At 53.7% G+C, this 17,946-nt stretch carries 17 protein-coding genes and 1 pseudogene; 4 read left to right on the top strand and 14 right to left on the bottom strand.

Annotated elements, in window-relative coordinates; translation table 11 throughout:
- The first annotated feature begins 132 nt into the window (after positions 1-132).
- From HF685_RS00575 to HF685_RS00565, 3 genes are all read left to right on the top strand, one after another.
- Positions 133-807, top strand: a complete 675-nt coding sequence (locus tag HF685_RS00575) for a GcrA family cell cycle regulator (protein WP_168817671.1) — start codon at positions 133-135, stop codon at positions 805-807.
- Positions 808-871: 64 nt separating this feature from the next.
- Positions 872-2,860: a DNA topoisomerase IV subunit B gene (gene parE / locus HF685_RS00570; protein WP_168817669.1), complete on the top strand. Its 1,989-nt coding sequence runs from the start codon at positions 872-874 to the stop codon at positions 2,858-2,860.
- Between the two features lie 217 nt (positions 2,861-3,077).
- Entirely contained in the window at positions 3,078-4,172 is a 1,095-nt protein-coding gene (locus HF685_RS00565) for a serine hydrolase (protein WP_168817667.1), read from the top strand.
- Here the strand turns inward: HF685_RS00565 and HF685_RS00560 are convergent, their stop codons facing one another.
- The 14 genes and pseudogenes from HF685_RS00560 to HF685_RS16770 form a co-directional block, all read right to left on the bottom strand.
- Entirely contained in the window at positions 4,173-4,970 is a 798-nt protein-coding gene (locus HF685_RS00560; protein ID WP_168817665.1) for a LysR family transcriptional regulator, read from the bottom strand.
- 10 nt (positions 4,971-4,980) lie between these two features.
- Complete coding sequence (gene apaG / locus HF685_RS00555) at positions 4,981-5,379, bottom strand: Co2+/Mg2+ efflux protein ApaG (RefSeq protein ID WP_168821071.1); 399 nt, start codon at positions 5,377-5,379, stop codon at positions 4,981-4,983.
- Positions 5,380-5,397: 18 nt separating this feature from the next.
- Positions 5,398-6,606 (bottom strand): trans-sulfuration enzyme family protein, encoded by a 1,209-nt coding sequence (locus tag HF685_RS00550; RefSeq protein ID WP_168817663.1) that lies wholly within the window; start codon positions 6,604-6,606, stop codon positions 5,398-5,400.
- Between the two features lie 9 nt (positions 6,607-6,615).
- Positions 6,616-7,668: a 3-isopropylmalate dehydrogenase gene (leuB, locus tag HF685_RS00545; RefSeq protein WP_168817661.1), complete on the bottom strand. Its 1,053-nt coding sequence runs from the start codon at positions 7,666-7,668 to the stop codon at positions 6,616-6,618.
- A gap of 48 nt (positions 7,669-7,716) precedes the next feature.
- A complete protein-coding gene (recO, locus tag HF685_RS00540; protein ID WP_168817659.1) occupies positions 7,717-8,451 on the bottom strand; it encodes a DNA repair protein RecO in 735 nt (244 codons plus the stop codon).
- 8 nt (positions 8,452-8,459) lie between these two features.
- The gene (gene uvrC / locus HF685_RS00535; protein WP_168817657.1) at positions 8,460-10,394 is read right to left on the bottom strand and encodes an excinuclease ABC subunit UvrC; all 1,935 of its coding nucleotides are present in this window, start codon (positions 10,392-10,394) and stop codon (positions 8,460-8,462) included.
- 121 nt (positions 10,395-10,515) lie between these two features.
- Positions 10,516-11,043 (bottom strand): F0F1 ATP synthase subunit B family protein, encoded by a 528-nt coding sequence (locus tag HF685_RS00530; RefSeq protein ID WP_168817655.1) that lies wholly within the window; start codon positions 11,041-11,043, stop codon positions 10,516-10,518.
- Positions 11,044-11,066: 23 nt separating this feature from the next.
- Positions 11,067-11,552, bottom strand: a complete 486-nt coding sequence (locus HF685_RS00525) for a F0F1 ATP synthase subunit B family protein (RefSeq protein ID WP_168817653.1) — start codon at positions 11,550-11,552, stop codon at positions 11,067-11,069.
- Positions 11,553-11,638: 86 nt separating this feature from the next.
- Positions 11,639-11,875 carry a F0F1 ATP synthase subunit C gene (locus tag HF685_RS00520; RefSeq protein WP_074205680.1) on the bottom strand — a complete coding sequence of 79 codons (237 nt, stop codon included), beginning with the start codon at positions 11,873-11,875 and terminating at the stop codon, positions 11,639-11,641.
- A 39-nt stretch (positions 11,876-11,914) separates the two neighbouring features.
- Positions 11,915-12,667 carry a F0F1 ATP synthase subunit A gene (locus tag HF685_RS00515; protein ID WP_168821069.1) on the bottom strand — a complete coding sequence of 251 codons (753 nt, stop codon included), beginning with the start codon at positions 12,665-12,667 and terminating at the stop codon, positions 11,915-11,917.
- A gap of 26 nt (positions 12,668-12,693) precedes the next feature.
- Positions 12,694-13,056: an AtpZ/AtpI family protein gene (locus tag HF685_RS00510; protein WP_168821067.1), complete on the bottom strand. Its 363-nt coding sequence runs from the start codon at positions 13,054-13,056 to the stop codon at positions 12,694-12,696.
- A 218-nt stretch (positions 13,057-13,274) separates the two neighbouring features.
- Positions 13,275-13,670, bottom strand: a complete 396-nt coding sequence (locus tag HF685_RS00505; protein WP_168817651.1) for a YdbL family probable chaperone protein — start codon at positions 13,668-13,670, stop codon at positions 13,275-13,277.
- Positions 13,670-13,879, bottom strand: coding sequence for a YnbE family lipoprotein (locus HF685_RS00500; protein WP_246218676.1), 210 nt, complete (start codon positions 13,877-13,879; stop codon positions 13,670-13,672). The genes HF685_RS00505 and HF685_RS00500 overlap by 1 nt, the downstream gene beginning before the upstream one ends.
- A gap of 58 nt (positions 13,880-13,937) precedes the next feature.
- Positions 13,938-17,017, bottom strand: a pseudogene (locus HF685_RS16770) (intermembrane phospholipid transport protein YdbH family protein).
- A gap of 219 nt (positions 17,018-17,236) precedes the next feature.
- On the opposite strand from HF685_RS16770, the gene radC reads away from it, so the two are divergent.
- Entirely contained in the window at positions 17,237-17,941 is a 705-nt protein-coding gene (gene radC / locus HF685_RS00485; RefSeq protein WP_168817645.1) for a RadC family protein, read from the top strand.
- The last annotated feature ends 5 nt before the right edge of the window (positions 17,942-17,946 follow it).

The raw sequence follows: 17,946 nt of genomic DNA, 5'->3' as shown, positions 1-17,946 counted from the left end.
CTTTTCGCCTATCGGCTCTGGCGAGTAATCACAACCTTTTTGGTGGCCCCGTGGCGGCGCTCAGTCGCCGTGATTGAAAATATAACAAAGCGGCCTATATTGGGCACTTATTGGAATAGTTTAGGATTTTGTATGGCTTGGACCGACGAACGCATCGATTCACTAAAGGGTATGTGGGAAAAAGGCCTCACCGCGAGCCAGATTGCTGAAGAACTGGGCGGTGTGAGCCGCAATGCTGTAATCGGCAAAGCGCATCGGCTTGGCCTAAAATCGCGCCCTTCTCCAGTTAAAGCGAAAGCAAAAACAGCAAAAACGGCCAAGGCAGCGCCCAAAACCAAACAACCGGCGGGCAAGACCGCAAAGGCGAAAAAGCCAAAAGAAGAGCATGTTGCCCGTCGCGCGATGCCGCCACCGACGCCTGCCGCGCGCACACATGCTGCGCAGCAAGCCCGTGCACCCAAAACTGACGGTCCGAAAATCGTATCTGTTGGCCCTGGCGGTTTCTTGCGTCAGGGTCCCGGCGACCAGCAGGCACCCATTCCGCCGGCACCGCCGCGCCGTTTGGTTCCAGCCAAGCCGAGCGACGATATTGCTGATAAAACCAGCTTGCTTGATCTCAATGACAAAGTCTGCCGCTGGCCGATGAACCATCCCGGAGAACCGGATTTCCACTTCTGCGGCGTGGAGGTCAATCCCGGTTTTCCTTATTGTGTGGAACATTGCGGACGGGCGTTTCAAGCACAACTGCCTCGCGGCACAAGACGTGCACCTCCCCCGTTACCATTTGGCGGCCCGCGGGTTCGTTAAGATTGAGCAGGAGGCTGCATAAGCCTCTTGCCAGCGCGACTCTTGCCCTCTTATAGGATCACCCATGAGTGATGATCTTTTTGGCGCTGATCCGCCGACAACCAGCAAACCGGGCGATTATGATGCCTCTGCTATTGAGGTATTGGAGGGTCTTGAGCCGGTCCGCAAACGCCCTGGGATGTATATAGGCGGCGTCGATGAGCGCGCGCTCCATCATCTGGCTGCCGAAGTCATCGACAACAGCATGGATGAGGCCGTCGCTGGCCATGCGAGCCGCATTGAAATCACGCTGGATAGTCAAAACCGGTTGACGGTTACTGACAACGGTCGCGGCATTCCGGTTGATCCGCATCCCAAATTTCCGGATAAATCGGCGCTTGAAGTCATTATGACCACTCTCCACTCCGGCGGCAAATTTTCGGACAAAGCTTATGCGACCTCGGGCGGCTTGCATGGTGTAGGCGTCTCGGTTGTGAACGCTTTGTCTTCAGACACGGTCGTTGAAGTAGCACGCAACAAGACCATCTACCGGCAGAGTTTTTCGCAAGGCAATGCAGTGTCGAAACTGGAAGAAGTGGGCAGCACACCAAACCGGCGTGGAACCAGTATCTCGTTTATTCCTGACATTGAAATTTTTGGCGATGGAAATAAATTCAAACCATCCCGGCTGTTCAAGATGGCGCGGTCCAAAGCCTATCTTTATGCTGGCGTCGAAATCCGCTGGAAGTGCGATGACGCGCAGGCCAGCGATGATGTGCCTGCTGAAGCGGTATTCCAGTTCCCCGGCGGTCTCGCCGACCATTTGCAAGAACAATTGGCGGGACGCGAAACCGTGACCACCGATTTTTTCGCCGGCAGTCAGGATTTTCCCGACAAAGCAGGCCGCGTGGAATGGGCAATAACCTGGCCGATATGGACCGACGGCAGTTATAGCTGGTATTGCAACACCATACCAACGCCTAATGGCGGCACGCACGAGACCGGCCTACGCAATGCGCTGGTCAAAGGCATGCGCGCTTTTGGCGAACTGGTGCAACTCAAGAAAGCCGCGCAGTTAACTGCCGATGATATAATCTCCGGCGGAGAGATGATGCTCTCGGTATTCATTCGTGAGCCGCAATTTCAGAGCCAGACCAAAGACCGGTTGACTTCGCCCGAAGCGACCAAATATGTCGAGAACGCTGTACGCGATCATTTTGATCATTTCCTGACCGATAATATGGATCGCGGCAAAGCTTTGCTTGGATTTGTGATGGAGCGGATGGATGAACGCCTCAAACGCAAGGCCGAACGCGAAGTCAAGCGCAAGACCGCAACTTCCGGCCGCAAAGTCCGCTTACCCGGTAAATTGACCGACTGCTCTGGCAATGATCCCGAAGGCACAGAGCTTTTCATCGTGGAAGGCGATAGCGCTGGCGGCTCGGCCAAACAGGCGCGCAACCGTAAAACACAGGCGATCCTGCCGATACGTGGTAAAATTCTGAACGTCGCTTCGGCGGCCAGTGCCAAGATATTCGCCAACTCCGAAATTGCCGATCTCACGCTGGCTTTGGGCTGCGGAACCCGCAAAGATTGCGATGCCGATAATCTCCGCTACGAACGCGTGATCATTATGACAGACGCCGACGTCGATGGCGCGCATATCGCAACATTGCTGATGACGTTCTTCTTTCAGGAAATGCCCGATCTCGTGAAAAAGGGGCATTTATTTTTAGCGCGTCCGCCACTTTATCGCCTTACAACGGGCGGCAAGAGCCTTTATGCGCAGGATGACAAGGCGCGCGCCGTTATCGAGAATGGAGTGTTCAAGGGCAAGAAAGTGGACGTCAGCCGATTCAAGGGACTTGGCGAGATGAACCCTAGCCAGCTTAAAGAAACTACGATGGACCCGGATACGCGGTCATTGTTCAAGGTCACCTTGCCAAAGGAATATGAGCAGCGCGCTGGCGTTAAGGATCTGGTGGACCGGCTGATGGGCAAGAACCCCGAGCACCGTTTCAACTTCATTCAGCAGAACGCAGCAAGCCTCGATGAAGAGGCGATTGATGCTTGACCGGGCTGTTCGGTATCTTTCAGCGCTCTTTTTGGTTTGCGCGTTTTCATTGCCTTCGCAAGGCTCCGCACAACCCTCCTCAAATGCTTCGGTATCTGAGCCCTATCAGCTGCGGACATCCGAATTACTGGCTATATTCCAAGGGGTTGAAGATGAGGAATTTTTTTTCGCGCAATCCTTTCTTGACGCCGTTCCGGTCGCTCAATTTCGTGCGGGCATGGCTCAGCTTCGTGTGCAATACGGTCAACCAATCGCGGTTTTACGCATAATTCCGGCGAGCGATTTCGATGGCACGGTTGAGGTTCAATATGAAAAAGCTGTGATCGCTGCGCGCATGGTGCTGGACCGCGATCCGCCCTACCCTGTGATCGGCTTGCAAATTACCGGCGTGAACATTGCCGAAGATAGCGTTGGCAAAATCAAAGAAGAGATGCGCGCCCTGCTCGGACAAACAGGTTTTGAGGTCGCCGAAATTTCGAACGGAACGCCAGCATATATAGATGGTCTTAATCAGCGCAAACAGTTCGCCATCGGTTCGGTATTCAAACTCTATGTTCTTGCAACGCTCTCTGAGCAGATAAAAGGCGGCGAGAAAAAATGGAGCGATGTGGTCGCTCTGAACCACCAGTCGCTGCCATCCGGCGTTTTGCAGAACTGGCCAGCAGGCGCTCCGTTGACATTGCAGACGCTCGCGACTTTGATGATTTCAATCAGCGACAACACGGCGACTGACATGCTGATCGACCACGTAGGCCGTAGAAAAATTGAGCAACTGCTGCGCAGGTCCGGACATAGTGATCCGTCGAAGGCATTGCCGTTCCTGACCACTCTTGAGACTTTCGCGCTAAAAATGCCGAGGAACGATGATCTCCGTGAACGCTTTGCTGCCGCCACGGAATCCAACCAGCACCGCCTTCTGGAGCAGGAAAAATCCCGGTTAGGAATAGACTCTGTTTCGGTAACAAATCTCGCCACCAGTCCTCGCCACATTGATACTATCGAGTGGTTTGCATCACCGGCCGATATAAGCAAGTTACTCGCTGCGATGCACTCGGTAAAAGATCAGGTTGTGACTGAGATATTGGCTATCAACCCAATCATCCCACCTGGAGATGCGAAACGCTGGGAATATGTTGGCAGCAAGGGTGGATCAGAGCCAGGGGTGGTTTCGTTCGCATTTTTGATAGAAGCTAAATCAGGTAGAAGCTATGCAATATCAGGAAGCTGGAATAATCCCAAAACCCCGGTTGATGAGACGAAATTTCTGGGTTTGATGAACCGGCTTTTGAATATCACTGCAGAGCGGCGCTAGTCAGACTTTCGCCAACGCCTCAACAAGTGCCTTGACCTTCTTCTGCCGCCATTGCGGGGTCGGTGCCATCAGCCAGTAACCACGCGATGATATGCTGTCTTCTCCGATAATCTCCACCCGGCCTGCTGCCAAATCGCGCTGCACCAGCATTTTTGGAACCCAAGCATAGCCAAAGCCATTGGCCGCCGCTTCAATCGCCAAGCCGCCGTCAGCAACCCGCATCATGGTTTCTTCGCCCTCTGAAATGGGACAACCCGGCCAATCAATCTTGTTACCGTTCTCAGCTCCGGGCGCAGCCACTTTTACAAAAACTGTATCGCCAAGCATGATCCCCTCGTGGTCTCCGGGGCCATCACCAAGCCATATCGCGACATCAAGATTAGCTTCTGTAAAGTCAATCTCGTCATCCGCAGCGACGAGCGCAAAGCTTGTTTCCGGATTATCGGCTGCAAAACCAGATAGTTTCTCGTTCAGCCATTTCTGGGTGAAATCACGCGGTGCCGCAATCGTAAGCTTGCTCGATGACTGCCCCGATTGCATGGCGCGAACGGCATCTTCGAACTGCAGGAAACCGGACCGTAAAGCGTCCAGTCCCGCGGCGGCTTCGTCAGTCAGCTCCAATCCCTTAGGTGTCCGCCGAAACATCACAACGCCGAGCATATCTTCAAGCGCACGAATTTGTTGCCCGACAGCCGCCGGTGTCACCGCCAGTTCGTCGGCAGCTCGTGTGAAGCTGAGATGGCGAGCCGCAGCGTCCAGCACACGCAGCGCATTGAGCGGCAAATGGGTTCTTTTCATATGGGCCTTGTCACGGCTCTACGGTCGGTGCCATCAAAGGAAAATGGGGGATGCGCACTTCAAAAGCAGGTGGCGCTTCTCCAACCATTGTAAAATACCCCTCCATCGCGCCGCTTGGTGTGTTGAGCGGACAACCCGAAACATAATCATGGGCTTTGCCGGGCTGGATAATAGGCTGTTCGCCAATCACGCCCTCACCATCAACCTTGTGCAGACCGCCACGGGCATCGCTTATCCGCCAATGCCGCGTGAGCAATTGTATGGCGCTATCGCGGTGATTTTCGATCCGGATATGATAGGCCCAGAACCAGCGATTGCCATCGACGTCCGATTGTTCCGGCAGGAAAGTCACAGAGACTCTTATGGTTATACCATCAGTGGTTTCTGCAAACGGGAAGAAGTTTTCCATCATCGGGTGAATATAGCCTTAAAGTCCGGCAGACGAAAGAGCCTGATCCAGATCTTCTATGAGATCAATAGGGTCTTCCAGTCCAACATTGATCCGAAGCATATCTTCGGTAATGCCAATTTCCAGTCGCGCTTTTTCTCCCAGGCCATGATGCGTCGTGGACGATGGATGAGTCATCAGCGACCGACTATCGCCGATATTGTTCGATATATCGATAAGATTCAATGCGTTGAGAAGGGCATGCGCCTGCTTGCGACCGCCGCCAACATAGAGCGAAAAAATCGGCCCCGCCGCCTCCATCTGGCTCATCGCGAGATTATGCTGCGGGTGGCTGGGCAGCCCGGGGTGTAATATTTTCTCGACCCGCCGCTCTAAATACTTGCCTACTTCCAGCGCATTATTGCTTTGTTTGCGAATCCGCAGGTCCAGTGTCTCCAGCCCTTTGAGCACAACCCATGCGTTAAAAGCGCTGAGCGTCGGACCGGTATTGCGGGTGAATTGCAACAAAGTGTCTTCGATAAATTCCTCGGTGCCGCAGACCGCTCCTGCGAGCACGCGCCCCTGCCCATCCATCATCTTGGTGGCGCTATAAGCAACCACGTCCGCGCCAAATTCCATGGGTCTTTGGAGCACGTTGGTGGCAAAAGCATTGTCGACAACGCTAACGATACCTCTGGATCGCGCGAGATCGCAGACGCTACGCAGGTCGATAACATCCATTGTCGGATTGGCGGGTGTTTCGAAGAAGAATACCTTGGTTTTGGGCGTAATTGCCTGCTCCCAATTGTCGATATTGCGCCCGTCAATAATCGTGGTTTTTATCCCGAACTTCGGCAGCAATGTATCGGTTAGCCATCGACAGGAACCAAATAACGCGCGGCTTGCAACAACATGATCACCCTGTTCCAGTTGACAAAGTAACGCAGCGGTCATGGCGGCCATGCCAGTCGCCATCGATCGACAAGCCTCAGCGCCTTCCATCAAAGCGATTCGTTCTTCGAGCATCTGCACGGTCGGGTTTTGTAGGCGACTATAGGTCATGCCGTCCTGATCGCCATTGAAACGCGCAGCGGCGTCCTCGGCGCAATCATAAGCGTAACCAGAGGTCAGGAACAAAGCCTCGGATGTTTCCCCGAACTCGCTGCGCATCGTGCCGCCACGTATGGCCTGCGTGGCTGGGCGCCAGTTTTTGGTAATGCTGCGGTCCTGGCCGGTATTTCTTTTCATGGTGTAATCCTAGCTTGCAGAAAGCCGTGCGACAACCGCGTCGCCAATTTCGGTGGTGGATGCCTTGCCGCCAAGATCATGGCCCAGCACACCGGCCTGAAGTACTTCAGCAACGGCGGTTTCAATTCGCAATGCTTCTGCCTCCATTCCAAAACTATGCCGCAGCATCATCGCCGCTGACAATATCATAGCTGATGGGTTTGCAATGCCCTGCCCCGCAATATCCGGCGCGCTACCGTGGATGGGTTCGTAAAGCCCCTTGGTGCCCTCGCCTAAAGAAGCCGACGCGAGCAGTCCAATCGAGCCCACACACATGCTGGCTTGATCCGACAGAATATCGCCAAATATATTACCGGTGAGCATAACATCGAACTGGCCTGGATTGCGAACCAGCTGCATGGACGCATTATCCACATACATATGACTTAGCTCAACATCGGGATAGTCGGCAGCGACCTCGTTCACCACTTCGCGCCATAACACAGATGTTTGCAGCACATTGGCCTTATCAACCGAACAAAGCTTTTTGCGGCGGCCTTGCGCAGATTTAAACGCCACATGCGCTATCCGCGAAATCTCGTTTTCATCATAAGACATGATGTCATAGCCCTCGCGCAGGCCAGCATCGGTGGTGCGCCTGCCTTTGTCGCCGAAATAGATATCGCCGGTTAGCTCGCGCAGGATCAGCAGATCAATCGCACCTGCTACTTCAGGCTTCAATGCAGACAGTCCTTCCAATCCCGCGAAAGCTTTGGCGGGCCGCAAATTGGCGAAAGTATGCATTTCCTTGCGTAGCCCGAGCACCGCCTGTTCCGGGCGAAGATGCCGATCCAGATTATCGCACGCTGGGTCACCCACTGCGCCAAACAGAACAGCGTCAGCTGAATGCACCAATGCTAACGTTTCTGGCGGCAATGGATGGCCGTGTTTATGGTAAGCGACACCGCCAACATCAGCATGCTCTAGCTTCAGATCAGGCAAGCTCAGTGCTTCCAGCACACGCAGGCATTCAACCATGATTTCCTGACCAATACCGTCGCCGGCGAGCACTGCGATATGCATGGAATATTCCTTAAAGTACAGCGGACGCTCCTGCCGCGTTCAATCGATTCAGGCAACCACCCTTTTGAGGCGATCCACCAAAACCGAGCGCGCCGCCATTACATCGGCGCGTCGATCTTCAAAGAAATGCCGCCGCAGGAAAAATCCCGTCACTTTCAGACCATCAAAAATATCATTCCACCCCGGATTACCCGCGCCTTTCAAAATTCCCGGAAGGGGCAGTAAACTATCTTTATAGGCCAGCCCTGCCCCGGCACTAACAGCCATGGCACTTTTCGGGCTGATATAGATGAGATCATTCTCGGCGTCCGTAACCGCGCAATTATCCAATGCCAACCCAAAGCCCAGTTCTGCCAATAGGAGCTGTTCATAACGGACCAGAGCCACCGCCCAACCCTTGGCCGACGGGGCGCTGCATATCGCATCAAGAAGCCCGGAAAGCGCGCTGTACAGCGAGGGATAACCATGTTCTTCGGGCAATACCGCTGCGGTAAGAGCAGTCACCCAATCCAGCGCCGCGCTTGCCAAGGGCTCTCCGAGATAGGGGCCACGGCTTTGTGTCAGCTCTGCAGTCATCGACGCCAATTGATCTTCCGTCCGCGCACGATAGTCCGCTTGGACAATATTGGAAGGGATCAAAATGGGCCGCATCGTACGTGACCGCGCCCCGCGGACATAGCCGGACATCAGGCCATTCTCCGGGGTTAAAGAACGCACCACCGCACCATGCTCGCCATGCGGGCGAACGGAGCAAATTATAGCGGTGGTGCGGAGGCTAGGCATTGCTGGGCCTAAACATGGAAATAGTCATAAACTTTTTGGGCCACCGTGGCCGAGACGCCGGGCGCTCCTTGCAAATCTTCCAGCGAAGCATTTTTCACGGCCGCCGCCGTGCCGAAATGCAGCAACATCGCGCGCTTTCTTGCGGGGCCAATGCCCGGAACATCATCCAGCGAACTGTGCCCGATAGATTTGGCGCGCTTGGTTCGGTGCGCACCAATAGCAAAGCGGTGCGCTTCATCGCGCAAGCGTTGGAGATAAAACAACACCGGGCTGTTCATAGGCAAATTCAGTTCACGCCCATCGGCCAGGTGAAATGTCTCGCGACCAGCATTGCGATCCGGGCCTTTCGAGACGCCGATCATCAGCACGTCTTCCACGCCGATTTCGGCCAGCGCATCGCGCGCCGCACTCATCTGGCCTTTTCCGCCATCGATCAAAACCAGATCCGGCCATTCGCCCTTTTCACGGTCCGGGTCTTCCTTCTGCGCGCGGGCAAAGCGACGTTCGAGCACTTCGCGCATCATCGCGAAGTCATCGCCGGGCGCAGTGTCCGGGTTTTTAATGTTGAATTTACGATAAGCGCTTTTGCGGAAACCTTCCGGCCCCGCGACGACCATACCACCAACCATATTTGTACCTTGAATATGCGAATTATCGTATATTTCAATGCGATCAGGCACAGCGTCCAGTTCCAGCAAGTCCACCATCTCGCGCATGATCTTGGCCTGGGTAGAGGATTCAGCGAGACGCCGGTCCAGCGCCTCCTCGGCATTGCGACTGGCCTGCTTGAGCAGCTTCACCCGGTCCCCGCGCTGGGGCTTGGACACGCTCACTTTATATTCCGCTTTGGTGCTCAAAGCTTCCGCAAGCAAATCATCATCAGGCAGTTCGCGGTCCAGCAGCACCAATTTGGGCGGAGGCATCCGGTCATAAAATTGCATCAGGAAACTGGAGAATACTTCCTCGATCTCTACGTTGGTCGTATGCGCCGGAAAGAAGCTGCGATGGCCCCAATTCTGTCCACCACGAATAAAAAATGCCTGAATACAGACTGTCGAGCCTTTCGCTGCTAGCCCGAAAATGTCGGCGTCGGGCAGCCCGGCAGCGTTTATCGCCTGATTGCCCTGAATAAATGTCAGAGCTTTGAGGCGGTCGCGGTATAGGGCTGCCATTTCAAAATCGAGATCGTCGGCTGCCTTCTCCATCTGCGCGCCGAGCTTCTGCTGTACTTCGGTCGATTTTCCGGTGAGAAAATTGCGCGAATCTTCAACCAGTTCGGCATATTCCTGCTTACCGATCCGGTCGACGCAGGGCGCGGAGCAGCGTTTGATTTGATAGAGCAAACACGGTCGTGAACGATTGTTAAAAAAACTGTCCGTGCACGAACGCAGAAGAAACAGCTTTTGCAGCGCGTTGAGCGTCTGGTTCACCGACCCCGCACTCGCAAATGGCCCAAAATATTTTCCCTTCACCCGCTGCGCGCCGCGATGTTTCTGGATACGCGGAAAATCGTGATCCTCACGCAGTAAAATAAACGGAAAGCTTTTATCGTCTCGCAGCAGCACGTTGTAGGCAGGACGAAATTTCTTGATGAGTTGCGCTTCGAGCAACAGCGCCTCTGCCTCGCTCCCTGTTGTCACAATCGTCATGGAACGCGTCTGCGCAACCATCCTGAGCAATCGTTGCGGCAACCGCGCCATTTGAACATAGGAGCCAACGCGGTTTTTCAGTGATTTTGCCTTGCCAACGTACAGCACATCGCCGCGACTATCCTGCATCCGGTACACCCCCGGCCTAGCGGGAAGAGTGTTCAGAGTTTCGCGGATTGCCGCCATACCGGTTTCAAGATCAGGGGCCTCTGCGCCACGCACCGCATAAGTCGCTTTCTCCTCGTTAAACCGAGAATCGGCATTGGGTTGATCGGGACGGTCGGCTTTGGACATGATACGGTTTTAGGCTGGCTGGATAGTCAAATCCACCACTACATTTTTCGCGTTCAAAGCCGGGAGATTTGGGAAGACGACTAATGAGTCTCGAATAAGCGCGAGACAACCGGAAAATTTATCAGTTCAGCACTTTGCCGATATCGCCAATAGCTTGATCGACGAGCTTCTTATCGGCAGACGCATCATGATTTGCGGCGATCAAAGCTTCTGCTGCCATCGTTGCTGCAGAAGCCGCTTTGGCACGAACCGAAGCAATCGCCGAGCGTTCCGCCGCGCCGATTTTCTCTTCTGCCATTTTCTGACGACGCGCGACCAATGCTTTGGTGTCCACTTTCGCCTGCTCAACCAATGCGCCCGCTTCTTTTTCAGCGCTTGTCATCAGCGCTTCGACCTCAGCCTGCGCGCCTGCCGTCTTCGCTTCATATTCCGCTTTCAGCGACTCCGCTTCTTTGCGCAGGTTTTCAGCCTCATCGAGTGTCTGCTTGATCTCGGCGATCTGCTTATCGAGCATGCCACCTAAGATTTTTGGAACTTTCATCCACAGCATGATGCCAAAAACAACCAGCATGGATAATGCTACCCAGTTGGTTGCGTTCAGGCCCAATGCGGAAGCTTCCGCGCCTTCTGCCAAAATCGATATAATCATTTTCTATCTCCTTCAGCAGGCGCTCAGAAAGCGGCCTTAACCGCCTTTTTGGCTGCCGCCGCAGTGACTTTCGCACCAGACACTCTTGCGACAATATCCTGAGCCGCCTCCGCCGCAACCGCTTCAATTTCGGTCAGAGCCTTTGACGTAGCCGCTTTCAAAGCCGCGTCCGCTTCATCAGCCGTTTTGGCGATGGCAGTATCAGCCTTTTTCACCGCAGCTTCGTTTTTTTTCGCCGCTTCTGCCTTCGCAGCCGCGACAGTTCCAACAGCATCAGCGCGTGCATCATTGATACTCTTGCGATAATCTTCTTCGATCTGTTCCGCACGGTCCTGCGCCTCTTGCGCAGCCGCCAGATCATTGGTGATGCGGTTTTGGCGGTCATCCACAGTTTTGCTGATTTTCGGCAACATATTCCGGGCAATACCGAAATAGATGATACCAATCACCACAAGCAGCCAGAAAAACTGACTGCCATAGACTTCCATGAGCTGACTAATTTGAGGCATAATTCACCTTAAAATCCAAAACGCAATGTCGAGTTTTTGGGGCGAGCCAGCATTGGCCAACGCGCCCCAAAATATATCAGCGAAAATTAAGCTGCTGGTGGTGCGTAAAGAATGATCATGGCGACAGCAAACGCGATCAGGCCGAGCAATTCAGCAGCCGCAAAGCCGATGAACAAACGTCCCTGCTGGCCGTCGGCCGCTGATGGGTTACGCAAAGCGCCTTCAAGGAAGGAACCGAAAACATTACCAACACCGGTTGCAGCAGCGCCAACGCCGATTGCAGCCAGGCCAGCGCCGATAACTTGTGCAGATGAGAGATCCATAATTAACTCCGTAGTTTAAAGTCGTTGTTGAAAGATAGTTTAGTGAAGATTGACCGCATCGTTGATGTAGAGCGATGTAAGTAGCGCAAAAACATAGGCTTGAATCGCGCATACTAACAGTTCCAATGTGCTCACGAACACAATGAAAACGAAACTGAGAAGCGCAATGGCAATGCCGCTGCCGCCGACGTCAATGCCTTGGATAACAAAGTTTGCGAACACTTTGATAAGAATGTGGCCGGCAATCATCGCAACGAACAACCGCAACGCAAGGCTGAACGGTCGCACCATGAAAGACACGATTTCAATCGGAATAATCAACGGCAGCATATATATTGGCGTGCCGTGAGGAACAAACAGGCTGAAGAACTTAAGTTTGTGTTTCCAGAGACCTACAATGAGAACGATGGAGAAGCTGATAACTGCCAATACGCCAGTTACTGTGAATTGGCTTGTCACCGTAAACGGATGAACACCCGGCAATATTCCAAATGGCATCATCCCCAGCAAGTTCGCAAACAGGATGAACATGAAAATTGTAAACACCCAAGGTTTATATTTTTTGCCTTCAGGACCGATGCTGGAAGCAATCATATTGTCGATAAAACCAGTGAGGCCCTCAACCATCATCTGCCAGCGGCCAGGAACGAGCTCGCGCTTCATTCCGCCGAGCATGAACACATAAATCAGGCCAAGGACGATAAACATCCACAGCGCGCTATTGGTGAAATTAATCTGTTGTCCAAACAACGTGAAACCGTCAAAAATGGACTGCACCTCGAATTGGTGCATTGGATCAATTTTGCCTTCTTCAGCCACTAACTTAACCCCTGATCGTCTTCGTCCGAAATTGCCGTGCCGATGTCACCCACCGGCTGGCTCGAAATTCTGTAAATACTCCAAAATGCTGTTCCAATTCCTACGAAAAAAAACAGCAATAGAAATATTGGTGTGGTTCCGAGCCATGAGTCCAAACCGAACCCGACTATGAAACCACCGGCTACGCCTCCAATCAATAAACCCAGCACTCTTGCGCCAAGCCGGTAATTTTTATCCGGCCCTTTGTTCGCGTGCCCGGTTCTGATCCGATCTCTGTTTTGTGCTTTCTCAAGCCGCTCTTCAAGCGACGAAACCCGCACATCTTCTTCAATTGGATCCTGATCAGATTCGCTCGCTGCCATTTTCACCCTTTCAGCGCCCCGAAAGCCACGAAAAAGAGCCATAAATCACAGCAGGCCGACCCGCCAAGGCGCGGTCCGTTTAGGAAAGCAAAGCGCGCAAGTCAACAGCGATGCTGCATTGCGGAAAATAAGCAGAAATATCAAAGAAAAAGGCGCGTTAGCCAAGCCAACGCGCCTTTACATAAACTCACATTCGTCACCCAAATTGTTGGTCGGGATCAAGGGCAGCGAGAATCCCGCACCGGCGCGGAACTGTCGCGGGTATTCCAAGTGCCACTAGGTGTCTGATATTTTTCGCCGGACACAGTTCGCATGATCAGGTTGCATCCCGAGGTGAAAGCAAATTGCTCTACCGTTGAATTGGTTTCCTGCGCCTTGCGGGTATAGGCCGCCTTGCGTTTAATATTAATATCTTCAACCAGAGCTTTCACCGATGCCGACGGGCTAGTGACATAGCCAAGATAGCCATCAGGCTTCTCGCCAATCGCGCCAGACGAGCGCGCCGCTTCATAAGCCGGATCACGTTGCGCAAGCACCGGGGCGGTAACTATAGCAGCCAGTGCTAGCGCGCCAATTGCGCTTAAAGCTGTGTTTTTCTTTATAAACTCATACATTAGAAAATATCCGCTTCCTCTTTGATTAAATCCTTTGCATCGCCATCAAGGCGATACACGACTTCCTGCTTTATATTGATATTGAGGTTGATCACGATGGGTTTGTCTGGCGCAGAAACTTGTACGCAAGCCGTCAGTGCCGTCATCACACCCCATATCAGGCCAGTAGCAGCTAAACTCCTCATATTGCGACGAATCGCATTGTTCATCCGATCCGTCAATTGGATTATCTTATGCCGCATTATCGCTTTCCCCCGTCTGAACAGCTTATTCATTATTATCTTTCAGTTCCTTGACTGCTTCTTTCGCCCGCGCTTCCTGAGCTCGCAGCAGCGCCGGTAAATTCTGTCCCACCAGTATTTCCGGCTCGTAGTAAGATTTTGCGCTGCTCATTAGCTGCATGAAGGGTGCCTGAATACGCACGTTAAATTCGAGCGGAATACGCGCGAGCTGCCGGGTGATGAAATTTTTGGACGCATCATCGCCCTGTTGCAGCCCTGAAAATTTGACTTCAGTGATGATTTCACCCGCAATATCACCATCCATGCCGATTGTGAGATTACGGTATTTTAGAGATTTCAGAGCGTTAAAAGCAAAGTTCGCGAAGGTACCCATGTCTTCGTAGGTAAGCTCTCCGACATAAGCCAGTGAACCACCGCCCTCTCTTGCCACCAGATACCCCCGACAACACGGCCTCCGTCCTGATCAAAAACCATCGGCAGCTTGCCATCGAAGACTCCCGTCGCAGCAAGGTTTTCAAAATCAAACTGCGACAGGAACTGCGCCGCATCGACGCCTTTGACCGTAAACTCCAACCGTCTCTCCCTGTCTTCGCCCATATCCATGACCGTTGGCTCCAGATAAAGCATACCGCCGGCAAACGGCCATTCGCCACCCTCGATCTGCATTTTATAATCCGGCAACAGGCGATAGTTCAAAAAGCCATTGAACACCGCTACGCCGGGGTTCACTTCCGCCATGAGGACTTTCTGACCCGGGCCAGTTTCCAATCCCAACAGATCAGTGAATTTGATGTCACCGGATAATCCCGTGACAGGGCCGAAAGCCGCTGCGAGATTGATTGAGTTCGTACGGAATACGCCGGTACTTTTTACGCCATCTTCACTGTTGTCCCAGTTGATTTGACCCGTACCGGTCACCGACCCATCGACATTGGCGATCACGCCGAGTGTGAGCGGGGTCAATAGTTCCGGCTGAAAATCCTTGTCAAAAGTCAACCTGCTGACGTTTAACAAAGCCTGTCCCGTGTTGTTTTCCAATCGGTGGACCATGTCGACGGTCGCCACGGCTCGCTCTGTGGTTGGCTCCTGAAGCGTTCCGGTTGCAACAATCTCGCTGTTGGCAAATTTCAACAATACATCTTTGCTGATCACCGGCCGGAACCGCTCAACCTGCTTTTCATCGCGCACTCTCAATTGCGCGTCAGCCAGAAACTCGCCGCCAGCATAACGCCACCGGGCTTCTATGTCTTCCATCAGTAACGGCACATTGGCGATCTTACCTTTGGCACCGGCAATCGTTCCGGTGATGTTGCGCCCAAAAACAGCGCCGAGCAGCGCGATATCAAATTCGGACTGGCTGCCCACCGCGCCGAGCCGCACCGCAACATTGCGCGCCATCATTCCCTTGGCGAGAGAGAACCCAAGCGCGCCGCTGGAAACCGAGAGCGGCGTTCCACCCACAGCCCCATTGAGCCGTATTGATGGCGCATCGGCCGCGATATTAACGCCGCCGCCTCTGCTCGACACTATCCCGCCCAAACCTTGCGGACAAAGCCGTGTTTTCGTTGGGCCAGCGGTGAGCGAAGCCACGCGAAGACTGGCAAATTGCAGGTCCACGCATTGGCGAAACAGCGTAAATCTGCCGCTGCTAGCCAAACTGCCGCTGATCGGCATTTGCAGGCCAGTAATCTGCCCATCGGCAATCGGCCCCGAAAGCATGAAGCGTCCATCGATATTGGTTCCACCACGGCGCGCCGGAGAGAAGCTGAGTGCCGGGATACGCAAGCTGGAAGCACCGGCTTCGTAGTTGGCCATTTCCAGACGGCCGGAGAAGCCGCGAGACAGGCTGCCATCGTTGAGAACGAGCAGCGCAGTTGGAAAACCTCCACCCTGCAAGCGAATATTGCCATCAGCCAGCATGCGAATATTTTTTTGTGTGAACGAGAGCAGCATCGGATTGCTGAGCGACATAACCGCCCCGGAACGAGAACGCAGACCCAAGGTGTCGAGCGCAAGTGTTGTCCCCTTGGCTCCGGTTTCAAACCGCATATCGCTAGACATATCTAAGGCTTTCCCTGCCCCTTGCACCGCTCCGGAAAGCTTGGCTGCAACGGGTCCGACCGGCGAGCCAGCAGCTGATGCTGCAATTGAACTGGCTTGCCCGAGCATCGCGCTATTTAGCCGCGCGGCGCGCAAGCTAGGCGATCCCTCGAAACTGACAGTCATTTGCGCGTCGCCATAACCAAGCTTGAACGGTCCACTAAAACGCCCGATATCCGCGCCGCCATAGGGCGAACGGAGTCCGCTGGCAGTCAAATCAATATCGCCGCTGCTTTGCGCCATATCGCCTTTGAACCGCGCTGTGGTTTTCAGCTCCTGAGTGGAATAACCGACATATTTAACCGGCCCGCCGATCAAGCCGGCATTGCCGTTCCAGCTGGCGAAATCCGATCCCAGTTCCACTGATATTCGCGCGGCCATATCTTCTGCAGACAAATCCATCTCGGCGCATTGGACCTGCGGCAACCTCAGCGGTCCCTGCAATTTGGGCTTCTTACCCTTGATCGCGACTTTGCCGAAATAGGTGGGATCAGCGAGACTGCACCCGCCGAACGCCAGTTGTTTGCTGATCGCAGCCATTTCACCGGAAAAGCCGTTCTGCAAATTGCCTTCACCGTTCAGCGACACTCCAATAGCGCCATATTCGCTATCTATCTTCAGCTTTGCATTGCTCAGGCCAAGCCAGATGTCGGGCAAAGCAAGCGGGCTATCATCTTCCGGATCGGTAAACTTATCCAGTTCGCCAAAGGAAAGCTTGCCATCGGCCAGCCGACCGAAAAGCTTCACGCCGCTCGCCCGCACCCAATTTATGCCCGCTCCCTGCAGGGTTAGCGAATTGCCGACCTCGACCAGTTCCGCCGTGAGATCGGGGCGTGAAGGATCGCCGATTACTAGATTGCGAATGACCTGTTTGTTAAAACCGATGTCGGAAATTTCATAGCTGGCCTCAACATCCAGCTTGTCCAGTTCGTCGCGCAGAAAGCTATCCGCGATGCTCGTACGACCGAACCAGAGCACGATAAAGCCGACGAGCAACAGAAACATGAGTACGTACAGGAAGAACCTGAGCCGGAAACGGCTGCCTATCGGTTCAAATGCTGTTTCCTCGGTCATCCGGGTTGAAATGCAGAAGTCTGCCTTAAGTTGCAATGTACAACTACGCGATTGGCGAGGTTTTTACCGCTATGCGTTCGGATTGGACATTTTCGGACATATTGCTTTCTTGACTTTGGTCCGAAGGTCCAGCCACGCTAAGCCAAGCTTATGGCGGAACCCGGGGGCCTCAATGGAGCGACAGAACATCATGGCAAAGGCCATCGTGCTCGCCTGCGGCAGCGATTGCTGAATGGCCGGGGTGATGCCCTGCTGGACCATGAACTGATCGAATATCTTCTCGCGCTTGCCATTCCACGCCGCGACACCAAGCCACTTGCAAAACAATTAGTCGAGGAATTCGGCGGGTTGCCGGGCCTGCTGACCGCTGATGGCGAAACCCTCAAGAATGTTAAAGGCATGGGTGAAACCAGCGCAGCCGCAATAAAAATCGTCCAGGTTGCAGCGCTCAGATTGCTTTCCGAGCCTGTCCGCGATCAGCCGATTTTGACAAGCTGGCAAGCGCTGCTCGATTATCTGCGCGCCGATATGGCTCATCTTGTCCACGAACGGGTGCGGGTGTTGCACTTGAACACCAAAAACCAGCTGATCCGGGATGAGCTTGTCAGCGAAGGGTCGATTGATCAAGCCGCCATCTACACCCGCGAGGTTATCCGACGCGCTTTGGAGCTGGGTTCCGCTGCGATCATATTGGTCCATAACCACCCCAGCGGTGATAGCTCACCCAGCCGACAGGATATCGCAGTCACCAAAGATATTTGCGATGCCGGGCGCAAACTGGGCATCGCAGTGCATGATCATATCATCATTGGCAAAGATGGGCATACGAGTTTTCGATCAAAGGGTCTGATGTAGTCCGC

Origin of the sequence: Parasphingorhabdus halotolerans, from assembly GCF_012516475.1 — a bacterium.
GTDB classification, from domain to species: domain Bacteria; phylum Pseudomonadota; class Alphaproteobacteria; order Sphingomonadales; family Sphingomonadaceae; genus Parasphingorhabdus; species Parasphingorhabdus halotolerans.
This window is presented reverse-complemented; position numbering and strand designations above follow the sequence as displayed.

Coding starts and splice junctions, on each gene's coding strand:
- HF685_RS00575 (WP_168817671.1), top strand. CDS start 133: ATGGCTTGGACCGACGAACGCATCGATTCACTAAAGGGTATGTGGGAA.
- parE (WP_168817669.1), top strand. CDS start 872: ATGAGTGATGATCTTTTTGGCGCTGATCCGCCGACAACCAGCAAACCG.
- HF685_RS00565 (WP_168817667.1), top strand. CDS start 3,078: ATGGCTCAGCTTCGTGTGCAATACGGTCAACCAATCGCGGTTTTACGC.
- HF685_RS00560 (WP_168817665.1), bottom strand. CDS start 4,970: ATGAAAAGAACCCATTTGCCGCTCAATGCGCTGCGTGTGCTGGACGCT.
- apaG (WP_168821071.1), bottom strand. CDS start 5,379: ATGGAAAACTTCTTCCCGTTTGCAGAAACCACTGATGGTATAACCATA.
- HF685_RS00550 (WP_168817663.1), bottom strand. CDS start 6,606: ATGAAAAGAAATACCGGCCAGGACCGCAGCATTACCAAAAACTGGCGC.
- leuB (WP_168817661.1), bottom strand. CDS start 7,668: ATGCATATCGCAGTGCTCGCCGGCGACGGTATTGGTCAGGAAATCATG.
- recO (WP_168817659.1), bottom strand. CDS start 8,451: ATGCCTAGCCTCCGCACCACCGCTATAATTTGCTCCGTTCGCCCGCAT.
- uvrC (WP_168817657.1), bottom strand. CDS start 10,394: ATGTCCAAAGCCGACCGTCCCGATCAACCCAATGCCGATTCTCGGTTT.
- HF685_RS00530 (WP_168817655.1), bottom strand. CDS start 11,043: ATGATTATATCGATTTTGGCAGAAGGCGCGGAAGCTTCCGCATTGGGC.
- HF685_RS00525 (WP_168817653.1), bottom strand. CDS start 11,552: ATGCCTCAAATTAGTCAGCTCATGGAAGTCTATGGCAGTCAGTTTTTC.
- HF685_RS00520 (WP_074205680.1), bottom strand. CDS start 11,875: ATGGATCTCTCATCTGCACAAGTTATCGGCGCTGGCCTGGCTGCAATC.
- HF685_RS00515 (WP_168821069.1), bottom strand. CDS start 12,667: ATGCACCAATTCGAGGTGCAGTCCATTTTTGACGGTTTCACGTTGTTT.
- HF685_RS00510 (WP_168821067.1), bottom strand. CDS start 13,056: ATGGCAGCGAGCGAATCTGATCAGGATCCAATTGAAGAAGATGTGCGG.
- HF685_RS00505 (WP_168817651.1), bottom strand. CDS start 13,670: ATGTATGAGTTTATAAAGAAAAACACAGCTTTAAGCGCAATTGGCGCG.
- HF685_RS00500 (WP_246218676.1), bottom strand. CDS start 13,879: ATGAACAATGCGATTCGTCGCAATATGAGGAGTTTAGCTGCTACTGGC.
- radC (WP_168817645.1), top strand. CDS start 17,237: ATGGCGGAACCCGGGGGCCTCAATGGAGCGACAGAACATCATGGCAAA.